Annotated in this window: 19 protein-coding genes; 7 read left to right on the plus strand and 12 right to left on the minus strand. The window is 66.3% G+C overall.

The annotated features are described in order from the left end of the window. Positions 1-97: 97 nt before the first annotated feature. The 5 genes from EFL95_RS16660 to EFL95_RS16680 all read right to left on the minus strand — a co-directional run bounded on the left by EFL95_RS16660 (position 98) and on the right by EFL95_RS16680 (position 7447). Positions 98-3154 (minus strand): type I restriction endonuclease subunit R, encoded by a 3057-nt coding sequence (locus tag EFL95_RS16660; protein WP_123235225.1) that lies wholly within the window; start codon positions 3152-3154, stop codon positions 98-100. Then, positions 3151-4395 (minus strand): restriction endonuclease subunit S, encoded by a 1245-nt coding sequence (locus EFL95_RS16665; RefSeq protein ID WP_123235226.1) that lies wholly within the window; start codon positions 4393-4395, stop codon positions 3151-3153. Before EFL95_RS16665 ends, EFL95_RS16660 begins: the two co-directional genes overlap by 4 nt. Beyond that, the gene (locus EFL95_RS16670) at positions 4392-5966 is read right to left on the minus strand and encodes a type I restriction-modification system subunit M (RefSeq protein ID WP_123235227.1); all 1575 of its coding nucleotides are present in this window, start codon (positions 5964-5966) and stop codon (positions 4392-4394) included. Before EFL95_RS16670 ends, EFL95_RS16665 begins: the two co-directional genes overlap by 4 nt. A 256-nt stretch (positions 5967-6222) precedes the next feature. Continuing rightward, a complete protein-coding gene (locus EFL95_RS16675; protein WP_123235228.1) occupies positions 6223-6693 on the minus strand; it encodes an NUDIX domain-containing protein in 471 nt (156 codons plus the stop codon). A gap of 7 nt (positions 6694-6700) precedes the next feature. Then, entirely contained in the window at positions 6701-7447 is a 747-nt protein-coding gene (locus tag EFL95_RS16680; RefSeq protein WP_123235229.1) for an XRE family transcriptional regulator, read from the minus strand. A 135-nt stretch (positions 7448-7582) separates the two neighbouring features. On the opposite strand from EFL95_RS16680, the gene EFL95_RS16685 reads away from it, so the two are divergent. The 5 genes from EFL95_RS16685 to EFL95_RS16705 all read left to right on the plus strand — a co-directional run bounded on the left by EFL95_RS16685 (position 7583) and on the right by EFL95_RS16705 (position 10917). Beyond that, positions 7583-7825, plus strand: coding sequence for a helix-turn-helix domain-containing protein (locus tag EFL95_RS16685; RefSeq protein WP_123235230.1), 243 nt, complete (start codon positions 7583-7585; stop codon positions 7823-7825). Between the two features lie 9 nt (positions 7826-7834). Beyond that, positions 7835-8044 (plus strand): excisionase family DNA-binding protein, encoded by a 210-nt coding sequence (locus EFL95_RS16690; protein WP_123235231.1) that lies wholly within the window; start codon positions 7835-7837, stop codon positions 8042-8044. Continuing rightward, positions 8041-9165, plus strand: coding sequence for a site-specific integrase (locus EFL95_RS16695; RefSeq protein WP_123235232.1), 1125 nt, complete (start codon positions 8041-8043; stop codon positions 9163-9165). Before EFL95_RS16690 ends, EFL95_RS16695 begins: the two co-directional genes overlap by 4 nt. Before the next feature lie 170 nt (positions 9166-9335). Then, positions 9336-10160: an SDR family NAD(P)-dependent oxidoreductase gene (locus EFL95_RS16700; protein WP_123235233.1), complete on the plus strand. Its 825-nt coding sequence runs from the start codon at positions 9336-9338 to the stop codon at positions 10158-10160. 19 nt (positions 10161-10179) lie between these two features. Further along, the gene (locus EFL95_RS16705) at positions 10180-10917 is read left to right on the plus strand and encodes a DUF4184 family protein (protein WP_123235234.1); all 738 of its coding nucleotides are present in this window, start codon (positions 10180-10182) and stop codon (positions 10915-10917) included. Here EFL95_RS16705 and EFL95_RS16710 read toward each other — a convergent pair. Both EFL95_RS16710 and EFL95_RS16715 read right to left on the minus strand, forming a co-directional pair. Beyond that, positions 10901-11665, minus strand: coding sequence for a zinc metalloprotease (locus tag EFL95_RS16710; protein WP_123235235.1), 765 nt, complete (start codon positions 11663-11665; stop codon positions 10901-10903). The two genes, EFL95_RS16705 and EFL95_RS16710, sit on opposite strands and share 17 nt — an antisense overlap. Positions 11666-11686: 21 nt before the next feature. Further along, a complete protein-coding gene (locus EFL95_RS16715) occupies positions 11687-11923 on the minus strand; it encodes a hypothetical protein (RefSeq protein WP_123235236.1) in 237 nt (78 codons plus the stop codon). Between the two features lie 187 nt (positions 11924-12110). Here EFL95_RS16715 and EFL95_RS16720 point away from each other — a divergent pair, with 187 nt between their 5' ends. After that, the gene (locus EFL95_RS16720; RefSeq protein WP_183407233.1) at positions 12111-13007 is read left to right on the plus strand and encodes a patatin-like phospholipase family protein; all 897 of its coding nucleotides are present in this window, start codon (positions 12111-12113) and stop codon (positions 13005-13007) included. 32 nt (positions 13008-13039) lie between these two features. After that, entirely contained in the window at positions 13040-13798 is a 759-nt protein-coding gene (locus EFL95_RS16725) for a crotonase/enoyl-CoA hydratase family protein (protein ID WP_123235238.1), read from the plus strand. Between the two features lie 268 nt (positions 13799-14066). Here the strand turns inward: EFL95_RS16725 and EFL95_RS16730 are convergent, their stop codons facing one another. From EFL95_RS16730 to EFL95_RS16750, 5 genes are all read right to left on the minus strand, one after another. Then, complete coding sequence (locus EFL95_RS16730) at positions 14067-14276, minus strand: BldC family transcriptional regulator (protein ID WP_123229164.1); 210 nt, start codon at positions 14274-14276, stop codon at positions 14067-14069. Between the two features lie 226 nt (positions 14277-14502). Continuing rightward, positions 14503-14697 (minus strand): DUF3073 domain-containing protein, encoded by a 195-nt coding sequence (locus EFL95_RS16735; RefSeq protein ID WP_123235397.1) that lies wholly within the window; start codon positions 14695-14697, stop codon positions 14503-14505. Between the two features lie 142 nt (positions 14698-14839). Further along, the gene (gene purM, locus EFL95_RS16740; RefSeq protein ID WP_123235239.1) at positions 14840-15892 is read right to left on the minus strand and encodes a phosphoribosylformylglycinamidine cyclo-ligase; all 1053 of its coding nucleotides are present in this window, start codon (positions 15890-15892) and stop codon (positions 14840-14842) included. A gap of 8 nt (positions 15893-15900) precedes the next feature. After that, positions 15901-17463, minus strand: a complete 1563-nt coding sequence (gene purF, locus EFL95_RS16745; RefSeq protein WP_123235240.1) for an amidophosphoribosyltransferase — start codon at positions 17461-17463, stop codon at positions 15901-15903. Positions 17464-17473: 10 nt separating this feature from the next. After that, positions 17474-18823, minus strand: coding sequence for a dipeptidase (locus EFL95_RS16750; protein ID WP_123235241.1), 1350 nt, complete (start codon positions 18821-18823; stop codon positions 17474-17476). Between the last annotated feature and the right edge of the window lie 76 nt (positions 18824-18899).

Raw genomic sequence — 18899 nt, forward strand, 5'->3', positions numbered from 1 at the left:
TGGTCACGATCGTCGCGATCACCTTTGGCTAGCCGGCTGCGCACCGCCCAGAGTGATGCGCACAGAGGACCAACACGCAGTCCTGCCCCTGTCGGCCTCAGGTCAAGCTGGAGTACCGGTCAAAGAACGTCGCCAGCTTGGCGAGCACAGTCTGCTTCTTGATGGCGTGGTTTCCCCCGGCCGCGAACCTGGAGACCGGCGGCAGGATCTTGGTGACGGCCGTTCCCGCGGTGGGGATTGCGCCGTCGCGGAATGCGTCGACAATGAAGGCGCGGGTCTCCTCGGGCTTGAGGTCCTCATCGACGATCAGCGCCTCGAGCTCCTTCGCCTTCTTCGCCTCAACGAACCTGCGCCAGTCGTCGCCGGTGTCACCGGTGATGTTGACCGAGTCAACGAAGGCAAGGATGAGGTCACGCTTGTTGCGCAGGGTGATGCTGGAGTCGATGGCTCGTTGGATGTTCATCAACGCGTTCATCTCGACATCGGAACCGTTCCCGCGGGCCCCTCGCCACTGCTCGACCAGCAGCAGGATGTAGTCGACGTTGACCTCGATCTGTTTGATGAGTTCGATCTCGAAGACGACATCGTCGTTGATCGACTCCTTCTCGGCCGCGTTCTGGCCGCGGAACTCCGCGTACAGGTTGAGGTAGATGCTCCGGTAATCCTGAAAATCGCGCTCGGTCAAGATCTCATGACCAAAGAAGTCATCAAAGGACACCAGGATGTTGCGTAGTCGCAGGATCGCACCGAACAGTGCGATGAACTCCTTCTGCGCTGCCTCGCCGAAGATCGGCTGTTCTAGAGGAAACAGAGCCGCGAGGTCGGCTACTAGCTTGGTGTATTCGGCGTAGTAGTCGGCGTATGGCTTGAGCAGGACGATGCCCTTGGCCTCCTTGTTGCCGAAGAGCGACAGTGCGTCGTTGGTCGCCTGCTCCAGGTCGCGGAAGCTGACGATGTTGCCGTAGGTCTTGACCGAGTTGAGGATCCGGTTGGTCCGCGAGTACGCCTGGATCAGGCCGTGTTGACGGAGGTTCTTGTCGACCCAAAGTGTGTTCAGGGTCGTGGCGTCGAAGCCCGTCAGGAACATGTTGACGACGATCGCGAGATCGAGCTCGCGGTTCTTCAGTCGCTGCGACAGGTCCTTGTAGTAGTTCTGGAACCGGCCGGCCGACGTGTCGAAGCTCGTGCCGAACATGCGGTTGTAGTCCTGGATCGCGCCTTCGAGGAAGTCGCGAGAGCCGCCATCAAGGTCGCTGGTCTCGAACTCCTCCTCGTCCAGGATGCCGCCATCGAGGTCCTCGTTTGCGGCGTAGCTGAAGATCAGGCCGACCTTGAGGCGCTGGTACCCCGGGACTGTCTCCTCCCTCAAGCTCTGCGCTTCCTCGAACGCTTTGTAGTAGCGCTTCGCTGCGTCGATGGACGCGGTCGCGAACATCGAGTTGAAGCCGGCAACGCGCTTCTCCCCCAGCCGGTAGGTCGAGTTGCGGCGCGTCTTCTGGTCGAAGTGGTCAAGGATGTAGGACGTTACTGCTCCGACTCGCTCCGGACTCAGCAGCGCTGCCTCGGTATTTATCGCAGCGACCTGCTTGTCGGTCAGGTTCGCCGGGATCTTCAGCGTGTTGACGTAGTCGATCCGAAAGGGCAGAACGTTCTTGTCGTTGATGGCGTCGACGATGGTGTACGTGTGGAGCTTGTCGCCGAATGCCTGCGCGGTTGTGCGCAGTTGCGGGTTACCACTCGATCCGGCATTCTCGGCGAAGATCGGCGTGCCGGTGAAACCGAACAGGTTGTAGCGGCGAAAGACGTTCGTGACGGCCAGGTGCATGTCCCCGAATTGGCTGCGATGGCACTCGTCGAAGATCACCACCACATGTGCGTGGAAGACCTCGTGCCCGCGCTCGTAGCTCACGAATCTGGCAAGTTTCTGGATCGTCGTGACTATGATCCGCGAGGCCGGGTCTTCGAGTCTCCGCTTGAGGTGCGCGGTGTTGGTGGTGCCGTCGACCGCACCTTTCTCGAAACGGTCGTACTCCCGCTGCGTCTGATAGTCGAGATCCTTGCGATCTACGACGAACAGCACCTTGTCGACGCTCGGCAGCTTGCTCGCCAGCTGGGCGGCCTTGAAGCTGGTGAGCGTCTTACCGGAGCCGGTGGTGTGCCACACGTAGCCGCCCGCGCCGATGCTGCCGAGTCTCTTGTAGTTGGTCGACGTTTCGATGCGCTGAAGGATCCGCTCGGCCGCGACGATCTGATACGGGCGCATCACAAGCAAGTTGCGGTCGACGTCGAAGACGCAGTACCTCGTCAGGATGCTGAGCAAGGTGTGCTTGGCGAAGAACGTTTTGGTGAACCCGGTCAGGTCGGCGATCGCCCGGTTGCTCGCATCGGCCCACCAACTCGTGAACTCGAAGGTGTTGGACGACTGCTTCCTGCCGCGTTTGCCACCGACCGTCTCGTTAACGTGTCGTTCGCGGGTTGTGTTGGAGTAGTACTTCGTCAGGGTGCCGTTGCTGATCACGAACAACTGGACGTACTGGAACAAGCCGGAGTCGGCCCAGAAGCTCTCCCGCTGGTAGCGGTTTATCTGGTTGAACGCCTCCCGGATGTCGACGCCGCGGCGCTTGAGTTCGATGTGCACCATAGGCAGTCCGTTGACCAACACGGTCACGTCGTAGCGGTTCGAGCGAACGCCTTCGACCTCGTACTGGTTGACGACCTGGAGTCGGTTGTTGTGGATGTTGGACTTGTCGATCAGAAAGATGTTCTTGGCCGTGCCGTCGTCGCGCTTGAGGACCTGGATGTGGTCTTCCTGGATGCGGGCGGTCTTCTCGACGATCCCGTCGTTCTTGCACGAGATGGACTCGTTGAAGAACCGTTGCCACTCTGGGTCGGTGAACTTGATCTTGTTCAGCATTTCGAGCTGGGCGCGCAGGTTGGTCTCCAGAGCGGAGGAGCTGACGATCGGCAGATACTCGTACGCCTGCCCCTGGAGCAGCTCGACGAACGCAGCTTCCAGCTCGGCCTCGCTCTGGTAACCGCTCTCCTTGTATTCCTCCGGCCGAAACTCCGCGACCACCGTGCTCTCGTCACTCACAGAGATTGGCTCGAAGTGGGTGGCGCTGCCCGCCGCGCCAAGCTCGGAAAACTCGGTCACGCGACTTCCTTGAACGTGAGCAACTTGTCCCTGTAGTGCTCGTACTGCTGGCGGCGCGCGGCAATCTCAATCGGCAGATCGACCGACAAGTTGTTCACGACAGCGTCGAATTTATCGAGGATGTCGACGATCCGCTCTTGCTCCTTCATCGTTGGCACAGGGATCTCGATCTTGCCGAACCCAGCAACAAGCAAGGTGTTCACCTTGGTTCGGGCGATGTACTTCGCCTTCTCGCGGCGAAACCAACTCGTCTGCATGATGTAAGAGACGAACGCGGGGTTGAGTGCGTGCCGGAAGGCGTAACTGTGGTCGTGAATCGCAACGGGCTCATCCCCGAGCCACGCTACGGCCTTCCCGACATCCTCGACAGTTTCACCGACATCCACGATCACGACATCACCCGGCTGGGCGTACCGAAGGCCCGAAGCGTTGTCCCGGCGGAGGTGCGAAACCACCGACGTCGCCGAGGTGCCGAAGTGGGTGTAGATCTCGCCATAGTGGATGCAGGGGATGCCGGCGTCCTCAAAGTCGGCCTTCGTAAATCTCTTGCCCCGAATGAACCGACCCAGGTCGCTCAACGGCGCCCACCTGACTTTCTCCCCGTCGGAGAAGCTGAGGATCGCATCACGGTAGTGGCCGTATTGCTGACGACGCCGTTCCAACTCAGCCTGAAGCTGCAATTCTAACTCCGCCTGCAACGAACTGAAACGGCTAAGTACGCCGACGACTTCTCGTTGGATCTCGATCGGCGGAATCGGAACTCTGAAGTCCAACAACGTCGATGACTTGATGGCAGCCATCGACCCATCGGTTCGACCAGCAACCGCGAGAATCGACTCTGCGCGCGACCGGCAGGCCTGAAGCAAGTACTCGGGGAGAACATCTTCGTGGGGGATGACGGCGCGCATATCTTGATTGAGCGTGACGTCGAAAGGGACCAGTGCGATTGGAAGACGACGGCGGAGGACATTAGAGCGCACGACGAAGGCGACCGATCCTGCTGGCACGAGCTTCAACGGGGATTGCTCCAGCGCCTTTACGGACACACGAAGGCCTGTCGCACGGATCGTCTCAACCACCATGTCTTTGGGCGAAAGCCAGGGCACCGTCCCGTCCTGCCAAAACTCGGCGTTGCTCTTGGAGGGCGTTCCCCCGCCGTGCCAAGTTCCTACGTCGCGAAGCGGCCGAAACTCGACGCCGTCCGGGCACAGTTCGTTGATCAATTCCTCGATTCCGCTCACACAGCACCCCCTTCGAGGTCGTCAACTATCGCGTTGATCTGCGTGCGCAACTCGGCCTGCCTCGCGACTATGCCGGCGATCTCGGCGTTGAGCCACGCGATGTCGACTACCTCGCGGGTGTCCTCATCCTCGACGTAGGCGCTAACTGCGATGTTGTAGTTGTTGGCGGCCACGATGTCGAAGTCGACCAAAGTCGCGAAGTGATCGACGTCCTCACGAGAGGTGAAAGCGTGAAGGATTGCTCGTTGGTTCTCGTGGGCGAGTCTGTTCTTGTTGCCCTGGCGGGTGAACTCTGCGGAGGCGTCGATGAACAGGATCTTGTTGTCAGCCTTGGATTTCTTGAGCACGATCACACAGGTCGCGATCGTCGTACCGAAGAAGAGATCCGGCGGGAGCTGGATGACGGTGTCGACGTAATTGTTGTCGACGAGATACTTGCGGATCTTCTGCTCAGCACCTCCGCGGTAGAGCACGCCGGGGAACTCGACGATCGCAGCGGTGCCGTTAACCGCGAGCCAGCTCAGGATGTGCATCGTGAACGCCAGGTCAGCCTTCGATTTCGGGGCGAGCACTCCGGCCGGCGCGTATCGCGGATCGTTGATGAGCAGCGGGTTGGCGTCGCCGTCCCATCTGATCGAGTAAGGCGGGTTGGACACGATCGCTTCAAATGGCTCCTCATCCCAGTGGGCAGGGTCGATCAGCGTGTCGCCGTGGGCGATCTCGAACTTCTCGTACGGGATGTCGTGTAGGAACATGTTGATCCGGCACAGGTTGTAGGTCGTCAGGTTGACCTCCTGGCCGAAGTAGCCCTGCCGCACCTTGCCGTGGCCCAGGACCTTCTCGTACTTCAGCAGCATCGATCCGGACCCACAGGCCGGGTCGTAGACCTTGTTGACCTCGGTCTTGCCGACGACTGTGATCCTGGCCAGGAGTTCGGCGACCTCCTGCGGCGTGTAGTACTCGCCACCCGACTTGCCAGCCGCCGATGCGTACATCTGCATCAGGTACTCGTAGGCGTCGCCAAAGAGATCGTTGCTGTTCTCCCTAAAGGCACCACCGAGCGGAAGGTCACCGATGGCGTCGAGCAGCTTGACGAGCTTCTCGTTGCGCTTGGCGACGGTCGGACCGAGCTTGCTGCTGTTGACGTCAAGGTCATCGAAGAGTCCTTTGATGTCCTCCTCGGAGTTCGCACCGATGGCGGAGGCTTCGATGTTCTTGAAGACGCGGCTCAGGGTCTCGTTGAGGTTCTCGTCGTGGCGAGCCTTCTCCCGGACGTTCGCGAAGAGGTCTTGCGGGAGGATGTAGAACCCCTTCTCCTTGACGGTCTCGTCACGGCCGAACTCCGCGTCGGCACCATCCAGGTTGCGGTAGTCGAAACCTTCGTTGCCCGCCAGTCGTTCCTGCTCGTTGAGGTACACCGTCAGGTTCTCGGAAATGAAGCGGTAGAAGAGCATCCCGAGCACGTAGGTCTTGAAGTCCCACCCGTCGACGCTGCCGCGCAGGTCGTTGGCGATCCGCCAGATGGTCTTGTGGAGTTCTGCCCGCTCGGACTCCTTGTTCGTAGCGCTCACCGGGGCATTCTTCCAGCACCGTCCGACGATTCCTGCCGAACAGCCCGCTTCATCTCGGTCCTAGCTGACAGGATCGTGCAGTGAGCGGTAAACACATCGAACTCCTCCTCGTCGACGGCAGCTCATCTATCTGCTGTTGGGCCCTGACGAGCAGTGTGGCGGCCGCCGCAACCTCGGCGAGACGGATGACCTCAAGTCGCGACTTGCTCAACCGCCTGTTCTCGACCCGGAACTGCGTCAATCCGCTGCCTCAGGGTTAACCCAGGTAGGGCTGGCTCGACCTGGACATGCCGTGCCGCACACGCAGACGGCTCGAGTCATGCATCGCCAGATCGGCGATCTCGCTCTTGTCGAACCATCCTGTCCGAGGGGTTTCGCCACTAGTGCCTAGGGAGCCTCCGAGCAGCTCAGCTCTGAAAGAGACGGCGAACTGCTGGCGTACCTCCCCATCGTCGTATGCGATTACATGCTTCGGATCGGAGTAGATCCCAACCACGTCGACCACACGCACCCGGTAACCGGTCTCCTCGAGCACCTCGCGCTCGGCCGCACCAGAGAGCGTCTCGCCAATCTCCATTCCGCCTCCCGGCAGCGCCCAAAGTCCGTTGTCGGATCTCTGGACGAGCAGCACGCGGCCGGCATCGTCCTGAACGAACACCGTGGCGGCCGGAACCAGGCTGTTTGCCGGCGGCGCAGCTGGGTCGTCGTAGTACTCCCTGCGACCCATACGGCTCCTAGCTCCAGGCGGGTTGGGCTTCGTCCCAAACTCTGTCGTACATCGTCGCGTACGTATCGAACAACCCTCCGGCGGTGAGTCGCCGCAAGTGCATCGCAGGAGCCTGGGCCGCCGGGAGGCCGTAGACGTGCGGGTTAGCGATCATGTCGTCGTCCCCGCGGTAGATCGAGGTGTACAGAGTCGTCCCGTGAGTGCGGACGACGACGCCATTCGCGCCGGCGAGCTGCTTCTTAAGCAAGGTGATCGAGTTCTGAACCTTGGTCGCCACTGCATCGCCGATGCCCTCGTCCCCGCCACGAACCATCACCGCTCGCGAGTTGGGATCACCCACAAGGACTCGAACTCGCACGCCGTCGGCACCCTTGTCTCGAAGGAGATCAATCAGGTGGGGGTTATGTTCGGGAAGGAACAGGCCCGCGTAAACGAGGATGTCGATGTATGTCTCCGCATCCCCGAACAACCGCTTGAACTCGTCCGGGTGGATCAGCGATCGATGGGGATGGAGTTCCACCAGTTCGCCTCGAGACGCGGCCTCCGCGCGCTCCGGACTTATCGCGTGCGGCCACAGATAGCCCTCGCGCTCGTGGACGAGCTCAGAGACGCGCAGCCGATGCCTCGCGTAGGGCGTTCGATCCTGCGTGATCCAGCGCTCGACCGTCTTGGGGTCAACACCGATCTGCTCGCCGAGCGTCCCCGGCGTCAGGCCGGAGCCGAGCATTGCGTCGCGTAACCGTTCGTTTGTCATGAGAACTCCCGAGACCTCATGGGACGTCTTCACGGTAGCAGGACGTCCCGACATGTCCCATTTACGTGGTTGAGACGTCCCCAGAACCACGGGCACCGTCAGGGGGTAGTCGATGCTCCGGGACCAGGAGGAACCATGGACAAGGTCGAGGCCGCTTCCACCGCCATTGCGGAGAACTCCGACTCCGCTGGTCTCGAAGGCTTGCCCGTGCTGGTCTCGGTACCGCGGGCCGCGCAGCTTCTGGGTATCAGCCGCTCCGCGGCGTACCGCTGCGCGGCCAGCGGGGATCTGCCGACGGCTCACCTCGGCGGACGAGTTTACGTAGTGACCGCCCAACTGCGGCACATGCTGCTCGGACGTCGCGGCTGTGGAGCGTGAGGTCTCGCCATGACGATGACGAAGCTCCTCACGGTGGACGAAGCCGCAGACGCGCTCAACACGACGCCGCGGTTCGTACGACGCCTGGTGGCCGAGCGCCGAATCTCCTTTCACCATGTCGGCCGGCACGTTCGGATCGCCGAGCCAGATCTCGAGGCATTCGTGGCCGCAGGACGCGTGGCGTCGGACGGGCGGCTTGTGGCGAGGGCGTCCGCATGAGTTCACGACGGCGCTTCGGCGCGATCCGGAAGCTGCCTTCAGGGCGGTGGCAGGCATCATTCATCGGTCCGACAGGGCATCGCACGACTGCACCCCGCACCTTCGCTACCAAGGCCGACGCAGATCGGTGGCTCGCCGCGTCCGAACTTGAGATCAGCCGAGGCACCTGGCTCGACGATCGGGCGGCCGGGACCACGTTTCAGGAGTACGCCGAGCAGTGGCTTGAGGACAACACCCGCCTGGGACCCCGCTCACGTGAAACCAACGAACGAAACCTGCGTCTGCACCTGGCCCCGCTCGCCGGGGTACCGCTTAGGGCACTAACCCCGACAGCTGTTCGCAGTTGGTACTCGACAGCGATCCGTGGTCGCGGCGGCAACACTTCGATCGATCAGGCCTACCGGCTTCTACGAGCAGTACTCAACACCGCTGTTCGGGAGGGGCTGTTGGCCAAGAACCCCTGCCAGATCCCCGGTGCCGGAGCCCCGCGAGCGAAACGGCGGACGGTGGCGACGCCGAAGCAGGTAGCAGCTCTCATCGACGAGATCCCCGGTCCGTACAAGGCTGCCGTCCTGCTCGCCGCATGGGGCGGTCTGCGTCGTGGAGAGATCCTGGCGCTGCGTCGTGCAGACCTGGATCTTGAAGCGGGCACCGTCAGCGTTCATAGAAACCAGGTCGAGTTGCTCGCTCGCCGATCCCGCTTCGACGCGAAGCCGAAGACGGATGCCGGCTACCGGACCGTCGCCCTGCCGCCCCACGTGATCCCGGTGCTGAAGAAGCATCTGAACCTGTACGCCGGCGCTACGAGGTTGTTCGTATCCAGCACCGGTGGCCCGATGCCCGGAGATTCGCTCACCCAAGCCTTCTCCCGGGCGCGGGATCGGCTGGGCATGGAGGGCTTCCGCTTCCACGACCTCCGCCACACGGGTCAGACGCTCGCGGCGGCGACCGGGGCGACGCTGGCGGACCTCATGAAACGCCTAGGCCACTCGTCGCCGGCCGCAGCAATGCGGTACCTCCACACGGTGAACGGGCGGGACGAGGCCATTGCCGAAGCCCTCAGCGCAATCGCCGAGTACGGCGACGCGTCGAAGCTCCCGAAGTCGGTGACGATGAAGTGATGTTGCACGTAGATTGCACGCAGACGGCTTATGGCGCTCTGACCTGCGCTTTCGATCTGCCTGAAAATCGGAAGGTCGGCGGTTCGACCCCGCCCCTGGCCACCACACACAACAGCCGCAGGTCATCGACCTGCGGCTGTTGCCGCATCAACACGAGAACGGTGGGTCGGATGGGGCTCGAGGAGAAGTACGGTCCGTGGGCGCTCGTCGCCGGCGCGAGCGAGGGCGTCGGCGCGTTGTTCGCCGAGGAGCTGGCGGCGCGCGGTCTCAACGTCGTCCTGCTGGCACGCCGCCAGGCGACGCTCGACGAGGTCGCCGCAGGCATCCGCGAGCGGAGCGGGGTGCAGACCCGGACGCTGGCGGTCGACCTCGCGACGCCGGGCGCAGCCGCCGAGGTGACCGCAGCACTGGCCGACCTCGAGATCGGGATGCTCGTCTACTGCGCGGGAGCGGACGCCGACTACGCCGCCCTGCTCGACAAGCCGGTCAGCACCGCCGAGGCCCTGATCCACCGCAACTGCACGGTGCTCGTCCAGCTCTGCCACGCGTTCGCCGGCCCGATGGTCGCGCGCGGCCGCGGCGGCATCGTCATCTTCGGCTCGGGCAGCAGCTTCGCCGGGGCGCCGAAGCTCGCGACGTACGGCGGCACGAAGGCGTTCGACATGGTTTTCGCCGAAGGCCTCTGGGCCGAGCTGAAGCCGCAGGGCGTGGACGTCCTCGGCCTGGTCCTCGGCGAGACCGACACCCCGGCACTGCGCCGGATGCGGCACCAGCTCGGGCTCGCGGCCACCGCGGACGAACGACCTCCGGCTGCCGCCTCCGCGGCTGCGGTCGTCGCTGACGGGCTCGCCAACCTGGGCAACGGCCCGATCCGGATGGCCGACCGCAAGCTGCGCCTGGGCTCCCGCGCGTTCTTCCCGATGGGTCGCAACCTGATGGCCAAGATGATGGCGCAGGCCACCGTGAAGACCATGGAACCCCGCAAGCGCGGGTAGCTGCTCCTAGGCTTCCAGCGTGCCCTTCACCCTCGCCCACCCGGCAGCGGTCCTGCTGCTGCCGCGCACCCCGCTCCCGGTGGCGGCGATGGTGGCCGGGGCGATGTCGCCCGACGTACCGGTGTTCTTCGACGCCTACGGCCGCCCGTACAACTTCACGCACAGCGCGCCCGGCATCGTCACCGTCGACCTGGCGTTCGGCCTGCTCGCCGTGGCGTTCTGGTTCGCGGTCCTGCGCGACCCGCTCGTCGACGTGATGCCCGCCGCGATCCGCGACCGTCTCGACCCGCGTGCCCGCTACTCCCGCCAGCAGTGGCGGCTAGCGGTCCCGGCCGTCCTCGCCGGATCGGTGACCCACGTCGTCTGGGACCTGTTCACCCACCACAACCGGTGGGGGGTGCGGCACATCGCGTGGCTGCAGGAGCAGCACGGACGGTTGCACGGGTACCACTGGGCGCAGTACGTCTCGAGCGTCGCCGGGATGACGATCTGCGCGCTCTGGGGCGCCCTCGTGCTGCGGGGGCGCGAGCCGCGGCCGCACCCGGTCGCCGTGCCGGCGCTCGGCGTACGGGCCCTGGTCGTGGTCGTCGGGCTCACCCTCGCGTCCGGAGTCGCGGCGGGCATCAACGCGCCCGACCCGGGGATCGGGATGTTCTTCAGCCAGACAGCAGTGGTCGCCACCATGATCGGCGCCTTCCTGCTGGTGGCGCTGTCCCTCACCTGGAACCTGCTCGGCAGAGCTACGCGCAGGGCGTAGCGCCGACCTTCGCCAGGCCGGCGAGGTCGCCCGGCCCGAAGTCGAGCAGCCCGACGTTCTCGGCGTTCATCAGCTCGCCGCTGTCCTTCACGTGCGCCAGTCCGACCAGGTGGCCGAGCTCGTGCAGCACGATCGCGCGCGCCTCTCGGCGGCCGTCCGCGGTCCTGGCGAGGTCGCGGAAGACCGCACGGTCGAGCGTCACGCCGCCGGTGACGTAGCGGAAGCGACCACCCTGGACCGAGACCGCGACGCTGCCCCCGATGCCGGCGACCCGGCCGGCGAGCTGCGGCACCTCGCTCGGGCTGGCGAAGGACACCAGCGCCGGCGTACGCCGTGGCTCGCCCAGGAACGACGGGATGTACTCGTTCTCCCAGTGCGGCCGGTCCTCGGTGGTGCCGACGTACTCGAGCTCGAGGCCGGTGTCGCGACTGACCTCCGCCATCGCGTCCTTCACCAACGCCAGGTAGCCCGTGGGTGCGTCCTGCGGATTGATGCGCACCTTCACGGGCTTGCACGGGTCGTACCCGACCGGGTCGTCCCGATCGCCCTTCTGGTGGGAGAGGAAGGCGTAGCTGCCGGTGCCGGTGACCTCGACCTCGGGGAGAAGCCGGTGGTGGCCGAACCCCAGCGCGTCGCGGATCGGGCCGGGCACCAGTGAGGGCGCCAGGGCGAGTGCGCCTGCGAGCACGACGATGAACGCGAACCCCGGGATGAAGGCGCGCAGGTCGCGCCTCGGGCTGTCGTCCATGACGACGAGCCTAGGTTCGGCTCAGTCGAGGACCTTCACGGACCCGACGCTGTACAGCCGCATCGCCAGCGCAACGGCCGCCGGCGTGAGGATCGCGACCGGCACGAGCAGCAGCAGGCGTCCGGCGTCGTGCACCGCCGCGACCGTGCCGTGGAGCCAGGCCGACCAGACCTCGTCGTGGTAGCTGACGGCTGCCTCGCCGTCCCAGGTGGCGACGTCTACGCCGCCCGGTTCCGCAACTGTTCCGTTCTCGTTCATGTCGACCCCTCCCCTAGGTCCCTGGATGCAGCATCTCGGCGGTCACTCTTCTCATGAGACCTATCGGCCGACGACTGATACATCTGTGGGGAATAGTATCAAAAGGCTCAATTCGGACATAGGGAAACCGATGAACTCTGTTATCACCACGGAGGATCCGAGCAGCACCACGGCACAAGGAGGTGCCATGAACGAGCAGAAGGTCACCAAGAACACCCGGGACGTCTTCGTCCTCTCCGGTGGCGCGTCCCGCGGCGCGGTGCAGGTCGGGATGATGCAGACCCTGATCGAGGCGGGCATCGTCCCCGACGGTCTGGTCGGCTCGTCGGTCGGCGCGCTGAACGCCGCGTTCATGGGCTGGCAGCCGGGCCCCGAGCGGGTGAGCAAGCTCGCCGACCAGTGGCTGCGCCTGCAGACCCGGGACATCTTTCCGGGCGGCAACTGGACGCGTCTCTCCCACCTGGCCCGCCGGCACTCCTACCTCTTCGACTCCTACGCGCTGAGCTCGCTGATCCACGCCTGGGTGCCGGTGCGCAACCTGGAGGAGCTCACCGTCCCGGTCCGGATCACCACGACGCCGTTGGCCAGCTGCGCCGCGAAGTACCACGACCGTGGTCCGATCGAGAAGATCCTGCTGGCCTCGGCCGCCGTTCCCGGCGTGTTCGAACCGGTCGAGCTCGTCGACGAGGACGGTGCCCGCAGCACCCACGTCGACGGCGGCGTCGCGGACCTGATCCCGGTCGCCGGGACGGTCGCGCTCGCCCCCACCCGGGTCTTCGTGCTGGACGCGACGGTGCCGGTCCGCATCCCGCGCGCCCGTACGCCGATCGAGATCCTGATCGCCAGCCTGGGCATCGCCGTCCGGGTCCGTCCGATGCCGGACCTCGGCCCGGACGTGGAGGTGCACCACCTGACCGCTCCGGACCTCGGCACCGGGATGATCGACTTCAGCCGGAGCGCCGAGCACATCGCGCTGGGGCGCAAGGTCGCCGCCGAGCTCGTCGAGAGTCTCGGCGTGAAGCCCGCACCGCTGACCGACCGCCCGCACCGTTTCTGGGACCGGTTCAGCAAGAGCGCTGCATGACGCGGGCGTTCCGCGCCTGTTGAATAGCACGCATGAGCGTGCACTTCGACACCGCTGACGGCATCGCCGTCGTCACCATCGACCGGCCCGAGGCGCGCAACGCCGTGGACGGGCCCACGGCGCAGGCGCTGGCGGACGCGTTCCGGGCCTTCGACGCGGACGACTCGTTGTCGGTCGCGATCCTCACCGGCGCGGGGGGCACCTTCTGCGCCGGCGCCGACCTCAAGGCGATGGGCACCGAGAACAGCAACCGCTTGGAACGGGACGGTGACGGGCCGATGGGCCCGAGCCGGATGGACCTCTCCAAGCCGGTGATCGCCGCCATCGAGGGCTACGCGGTGGCGGGCGGCATCGAGCTCGCACTCTGGTGCGACCTGCGGGTCGCGGCTGCCGACGCGGTGCTCGGTGTCTTCTGCCGGAGGTGGGGCGTCCCCCTCATCGACGGTGGCACCGTCCGGCTGCCGCGGCTGATCGGCGAGTCCCGCGCGATGGACCTGATCCTCACCGGTCGCCCGGTCGAGGCGGACGAGGCGCTCGCCATCGGCCTGGTGAACCGGGTCGTGCCGACCGGCACCGCGCTCGAGGCAGCGCGTCGCCTCGCCCTGGAGATCGCCGCGTTCCCGCAGCTGTGCGTCCGCAGCGACCGCGCCAGCGCCCGCGGGCAGTGGTCGATGACCGAGGCCGAAGCCATCACGGTCGAGCTGGAGCACGGCATCCCGACGGTGCTCGCCGAGGCGCTCGACGGTGCGGCGCGCTTCGCCGGCGGAAGCGGTCGGCACGGCACGTTCTGACGTCGAACCGTCACTCGCGCACGCACGAACGGTCGGTCGCGTACGCGCGAGCGGTCACTTGTATACGTCGATCGTCGTCAACGACTCAAGGGCAGTGCTGGTGCCGGGAGGTCCGGCGAGGTGACCGTTCGACGTACCCGGGTGACTTCTCGACGTACGCGGGTGACCTTTCGGCGGACAGGTTGGCCGGGACCTACGTCCTGAAACGCACGAACCCGACACCACCAGGTGTCGGGTCCGGCTGAAGAACTTGAGCGTTGCTGGCAGATCAGTCCGCTGCGCCGCGCTGCGTCGGGATGACGCCGCCGAGCAGCTCCTTGACCTCGGCCTCGCGGTAGCGACGGTGGCCGCCGAGCGTGCGGATCGCGCTCAACTTGCCGGCCTTGGCCCAGCGGGTGACGGTCTTCGGGTCGACGCGGAACATCGCGGCCACCTCGGCAGGCGTCAGGAGGGTCTCGGTTTCGGAGTTGTGCTGCATTTTGGGCACCTCGTCTGGGTCTGTACTACTGAACGACACGACGAGCATGACACTCGCGGGAACTTGTGTAAAGCAGACCAAACGGACATCGGGTTTTCGGTCTAGACCGCGGAACAAAACGGGCAGACCACGCGTAACCCAGGCGGTAATGGATCGTACGGGCCCGGTCAGTACCTATTTCGGCACGTCCCGCACGACCCGGGCACACCCGGGAACTGACCTGGGGTCAGTCGCGCGAGGACGAGGGCGAGTAGTCCGCCCAGTCGTCGTAGCCGTCGGTCTCCGTCTCGGAGGCCTCGGAGGAGGTGCGCTCCTCGCCGTGAAGCTCGCTCGCGAGCGCACCGAAGTCCGTCTCGTGAGTGCGGTACTTCAGATCACGGGCAACTTTGGTCTGCTTTGCCTTAGCTCGGCCGCGTCCCATTGGGTCGACCCCCTCGCGCACATGGCCGGCGCTCTCGCAGCCGGCGGGTTTCATCTCTCGTGGGGCCAACCGTACCTGCCCGAGCACCATTCCCGCACACCGGATCCGCGATGCGGCGCGCCCGCTTCGTGAGATCCGCGTCTCAGGCGTGGTCGCCGACCAGCCGAACCGCCCCTGCGGCGCCGTCGACGGCCGCGCTGACCTCGCCGGCCACCCAGGCCGGGAGGTCGTGCTCGGCGAGCAGGCGGACGGCCGCGTCGGCCTCGTCAGCGGGCACCAGTGCCACCATGCCGACGCCGCAGTTCAGCGTCTGCTCCAGGTCGGCCCGCTGCACGTTCCCGGTCTCGGCGACCAGCGAGAAGATCGGCGGCAGCGCCCAGGTGGAGCGGTCCAGGGTCACGGTGACGTCCTCGGGCAGCACCCGCTCGAGGTTGGAGGCGAGGCCGCCGCCGGTGATGTGCGACATCGCGTGCACCCCGGTACGCCGGGCCAGGTCGAGGCAGGCCTTCGCGTAGATCCGGGTCGGCTCAAGGAGCTCCTCCCCCAGCGTGCGGCCCAGGTCGTCGACGTGCTCGGTGAGCGACCGCTTGGCGGTGTTCAGGAGGACGTGCCGCACGAGTGAGTAGCCGTTGGAGTGCAGGCCGCTGGACGCCATCGCGACGACGACGTCGCCCGGCTTCACCAGCGGGGCGCCGAGGATCTTGTCCTTGTCGACCACGCCGGTCGCGGCGCCGGCCACGTCGTACTCGTCGGCGGCGAGCAGGCCCGGGTGCTCAGCGGTCTCACCACCGGAGAGCGCGCAGCCGGCCTCGACGCAGGCTTCCGCGATGCCCTGGACGATGGCGGCGATCCGCTCCGGGATCACCTTGCCGGTCGCGATGTAGTCGGTCATGAACAACGGCTCGGCACCGCACACGACGAGGTCGTCGACGACCATGCCGACCAGGTCGAACCCGATCGTGTCGTGCTTGTCGAGCGCCTGGGCGATCGCGACCTTGGTGCCGACGCCGTCGGTCGAGGTCGCCAGGACCGGGTGGTCGTAGGCCTTCAGCGCACTCGCGTCGAAGAGGCCGGCGAAGCCACCGATGCCGCCCATCATCTCGGGTCGGCGCGCCTTCTCGATCCAGACCTTCATCAGCTCGACGGCCTTGTCGCCGGCCTCGATCGAGACGCCGGCGGCTTCGTACGTGGACATGGGTTCCCTTACGGTCGTTCGAGAGCGTCAGCGGCGCCGCCGCCGGCCAGCGACGCTGCCAGCCCGTCGACGTCCAGGGCGCGGTCGGGCACGACGGCCTCGACCTCGAGCAGGTGCTTGCCGAGCAGCTCGGGCTCGGGGAGCGGGATCGGGTACTCGCCGTCGAAGCAGGCGCGGCACAGGTTGGGCGAGGCCACCGTCGTCGCCTCGGTGAGCTCCTCCAGGGAGATGTAGGCGAGGGAGTCGGCGCCGATCGACGCGCAGATCTCCTCGGTCGAGAGCCCGTTCGCGATCAGCTCGGCGCGGGTGGCGAAGTCGATGCCGTAGAAGCACGGCCACTTCACCGGCGGCGAGGAGATGCGCACGTGCACCTCGCGGGCGCCGGCCTCGCGGAGCATCCGGATCAGCGCGCGCTGGGTGTTGCCGCGCACGATCGAGTCGTCGACGACGACCAGTCGCTTGCCCTCGATCACGTCGCGCAACGGGTTCAGCTTGAGCCGGATGCCGAGCTGGCGGATCGTCTGGCTCGGCTGGATGAAGGTGCGGCCGACGTAGGAGTTCTTGACCAGGCCGACACCGTAGGGGATGCCGCTCGCCTCGGCGTAGCCGATCGCGGCCGGCGTACCGGACTCCGGCACCGGGATCACCAGGTCGGCATCGGCGGGGAACGAGCGGGCCAGCTTGCGGCCGATCTCCACGCGGACGCTGTGCACCCGCTGGTCGGAGATGATCGTGTCCGGTCGGGCCAGGTAGACGAACTCGAAGAGGCAGCCCTTCGGCGCGGCGTCGGCGAAGCGGCGGCTGCGCAGTCCGTCCTCGTCGACGGCGACCATCTCGCCCGGCTCGATCTCGCGGATGTAGGAGGCGCCGACGATGTCCAGCGCCGCGGTCTCCGAGGCGACCACCCAGCCGCGCTCGAGACGTCCGAGCACGAGCGGTCGGATGCCCTGCGGGTCGCGGGCGGCGTACAGGGTGCCCTCGTCCATCCAGACGAACGAGTAGGCACCCTTCACCTGCGGCAGCAGCTCGGCCGCGCGGTCCTCCAGCGACTGGTCCGGGTGGTACGCGAGCAGCGCGGTGACCAGCGAGGTGTCGTTGGTGCTGGTCTCGAGGTTGCGGGCGTGGATGTCGAGCTCACCGGTGTCGCTCGGCAGGTCCGCGACCATCTGCGCGAGGTCGCGGGTGTTGATCAGGTTGCCGTTGTGACCGAGCGCGATGGAGCCGTGCGCCGTGGGCCGGAACGTCGGCTGGGCGTTGTGCCAGGTGCTCGCGCCGGTGGTCGAGTAGCGCGCGTGGCCGATCGCGAGGTGACCCTTCAGCGACGACAGCGTGGACTCGTCGAAGACCTGCGAGACCAGGCCCATGTCCTTGTAGACCAGGATCTGGCGACCGTTGCTGACGGCGATGCCGGCTGATTCCTGGCCGCGGTGCTGGAGCGCGTAGATGCCGTAGTAGGCGAGCTTGGCGACGTCCTCGCCGGGAGCCCAGACACCGAAGACGCCACAGGCGTCCTGGGGTCCGCGGTCGGTCGGGTCGAGCTCGTGCGTCAGTCGTCCATCCCCGCGGGCCACGGGAGTGAGTCTACTTGCTCAGCGAGGCCAGGTTGGACAGCAGCAGCGTCTCGGCGAGACAGACCCGCTCGAACTCCGCCAGGTGCAGTCCCTCGTTGGCTCCGTGGGCCCGGGTGTCGGGGTCCTCGACCCCGGTGACCAGCACGCTGGCCTGCGGGAACGCGTCCAGGAACTCGGCGATGAACGGGATCGAGCCGCCCACCCCCATGTCGATCGGCCGGACCCCGTCCCAGGCCTGGGTGAAGGCGTCCCGGGCGATGTCGTACGCCGGTCCGTCGGCCTTGATCGCGGTGGCCTCGCCGGTGTCGACGACGGTCGCGGTGAGCTCGGCGCCCCACGGAGTGTGCTTCTCGAGGTGCTCGAGCAGCCGGGCCAGCGCGTTCTCGGTGTTGTCCGCTGGAGCGGTCCGCAGCGTGATGCGGGCCCTGGCCGAGGGGACCAGGGTGTTGCTGGCGCCGAAGACCTGCGGGGCGTCCAGACCGGTGATGCTGATCGCCGGCTTGGTCCAGAGCCGCTCGACGATCGGGCCGGAGCCGATCCAGCGGATGCTCGCCAGCGCACCGGACTCGGCGCGCAGCTTCTCCTCCGGGTACTCGACGTCGTCGGCCGGGCCGGACTTCAGACCCTCGACGACCACGTTGCCCTCGTCGTCGTGCAAGCTGGCGATCAGCCGCGCCAGGGTCATCAGCGAGTCCGGCACAAGGCCGCCCCACATGCCGGAGTGCACCGCGTGCGTCAGGGTGCGGACCTCGACGTCGACCCGGACCAGGCCACGCAGGCTGGTGGTCAGCGCCGGGATGCCGATGTCCCAGTTGCCGCTGTCGGCGATGACGATCACGTCGGCCGAGAGCGAGTCCTTCTCCTGCGCGAGCAGGTCGGACAGGGTGTCGGAGCCGACCTCCTCCTCGCCCTCGCAGAACAGCACGACGCCGACGGGCAGGTCGTCGCCGAGGGCCCGGATCGCCGCCAGGTGCGCGGCGATGCCGGCCTTGTCGTCGGCGGCGCCGCGGCCGTAGAGGCGGCCGTTGCGCTCGGTCGGCTCGTACGGCGGGCTGTCCCACTCGGCCGGGTCGTTCTCCGGCTGCACGTCGTGGTGCGCGTAGAGCAGCACCGTCGGCGAGCCCTCCGGGCCGGGTTTGTGCGCGATCACGGCCGGCGGCGCGCCGTCGAAGGCGCGCGCGATCCGGGCGGTGAAGCCCTCCGCCTCGAAGAGCGCCAGCACGGCCTGCGCGCTGCGCTCGACCTCGCCGGAGCGGGCCGGGTCCGCGCTGACCGACTGGATCCTGACCAGGTCCTCGAGGTCGCTGCGGATGCCGGGAAGGACCGCGGACACGCGGGCGCGGAGATCGTCGAGACTCATGCCCGACACATTAGGTGCTGGTACGAGATTCGCTGTGGTCGGGACGGCCTCACCGACCGCGCACACCCGAGGCCGT

Source organism: Nocardioides marmorisolisilvae (genome assembly GCF_003725775.1).
GTDB classification, from domain to species: Bacteria; Actinomycetota; Actinomycetes; order Propionibacteriales; family Nocardioidaceae; genus Marmoricola; species Marmoricola marmorisolisilvae.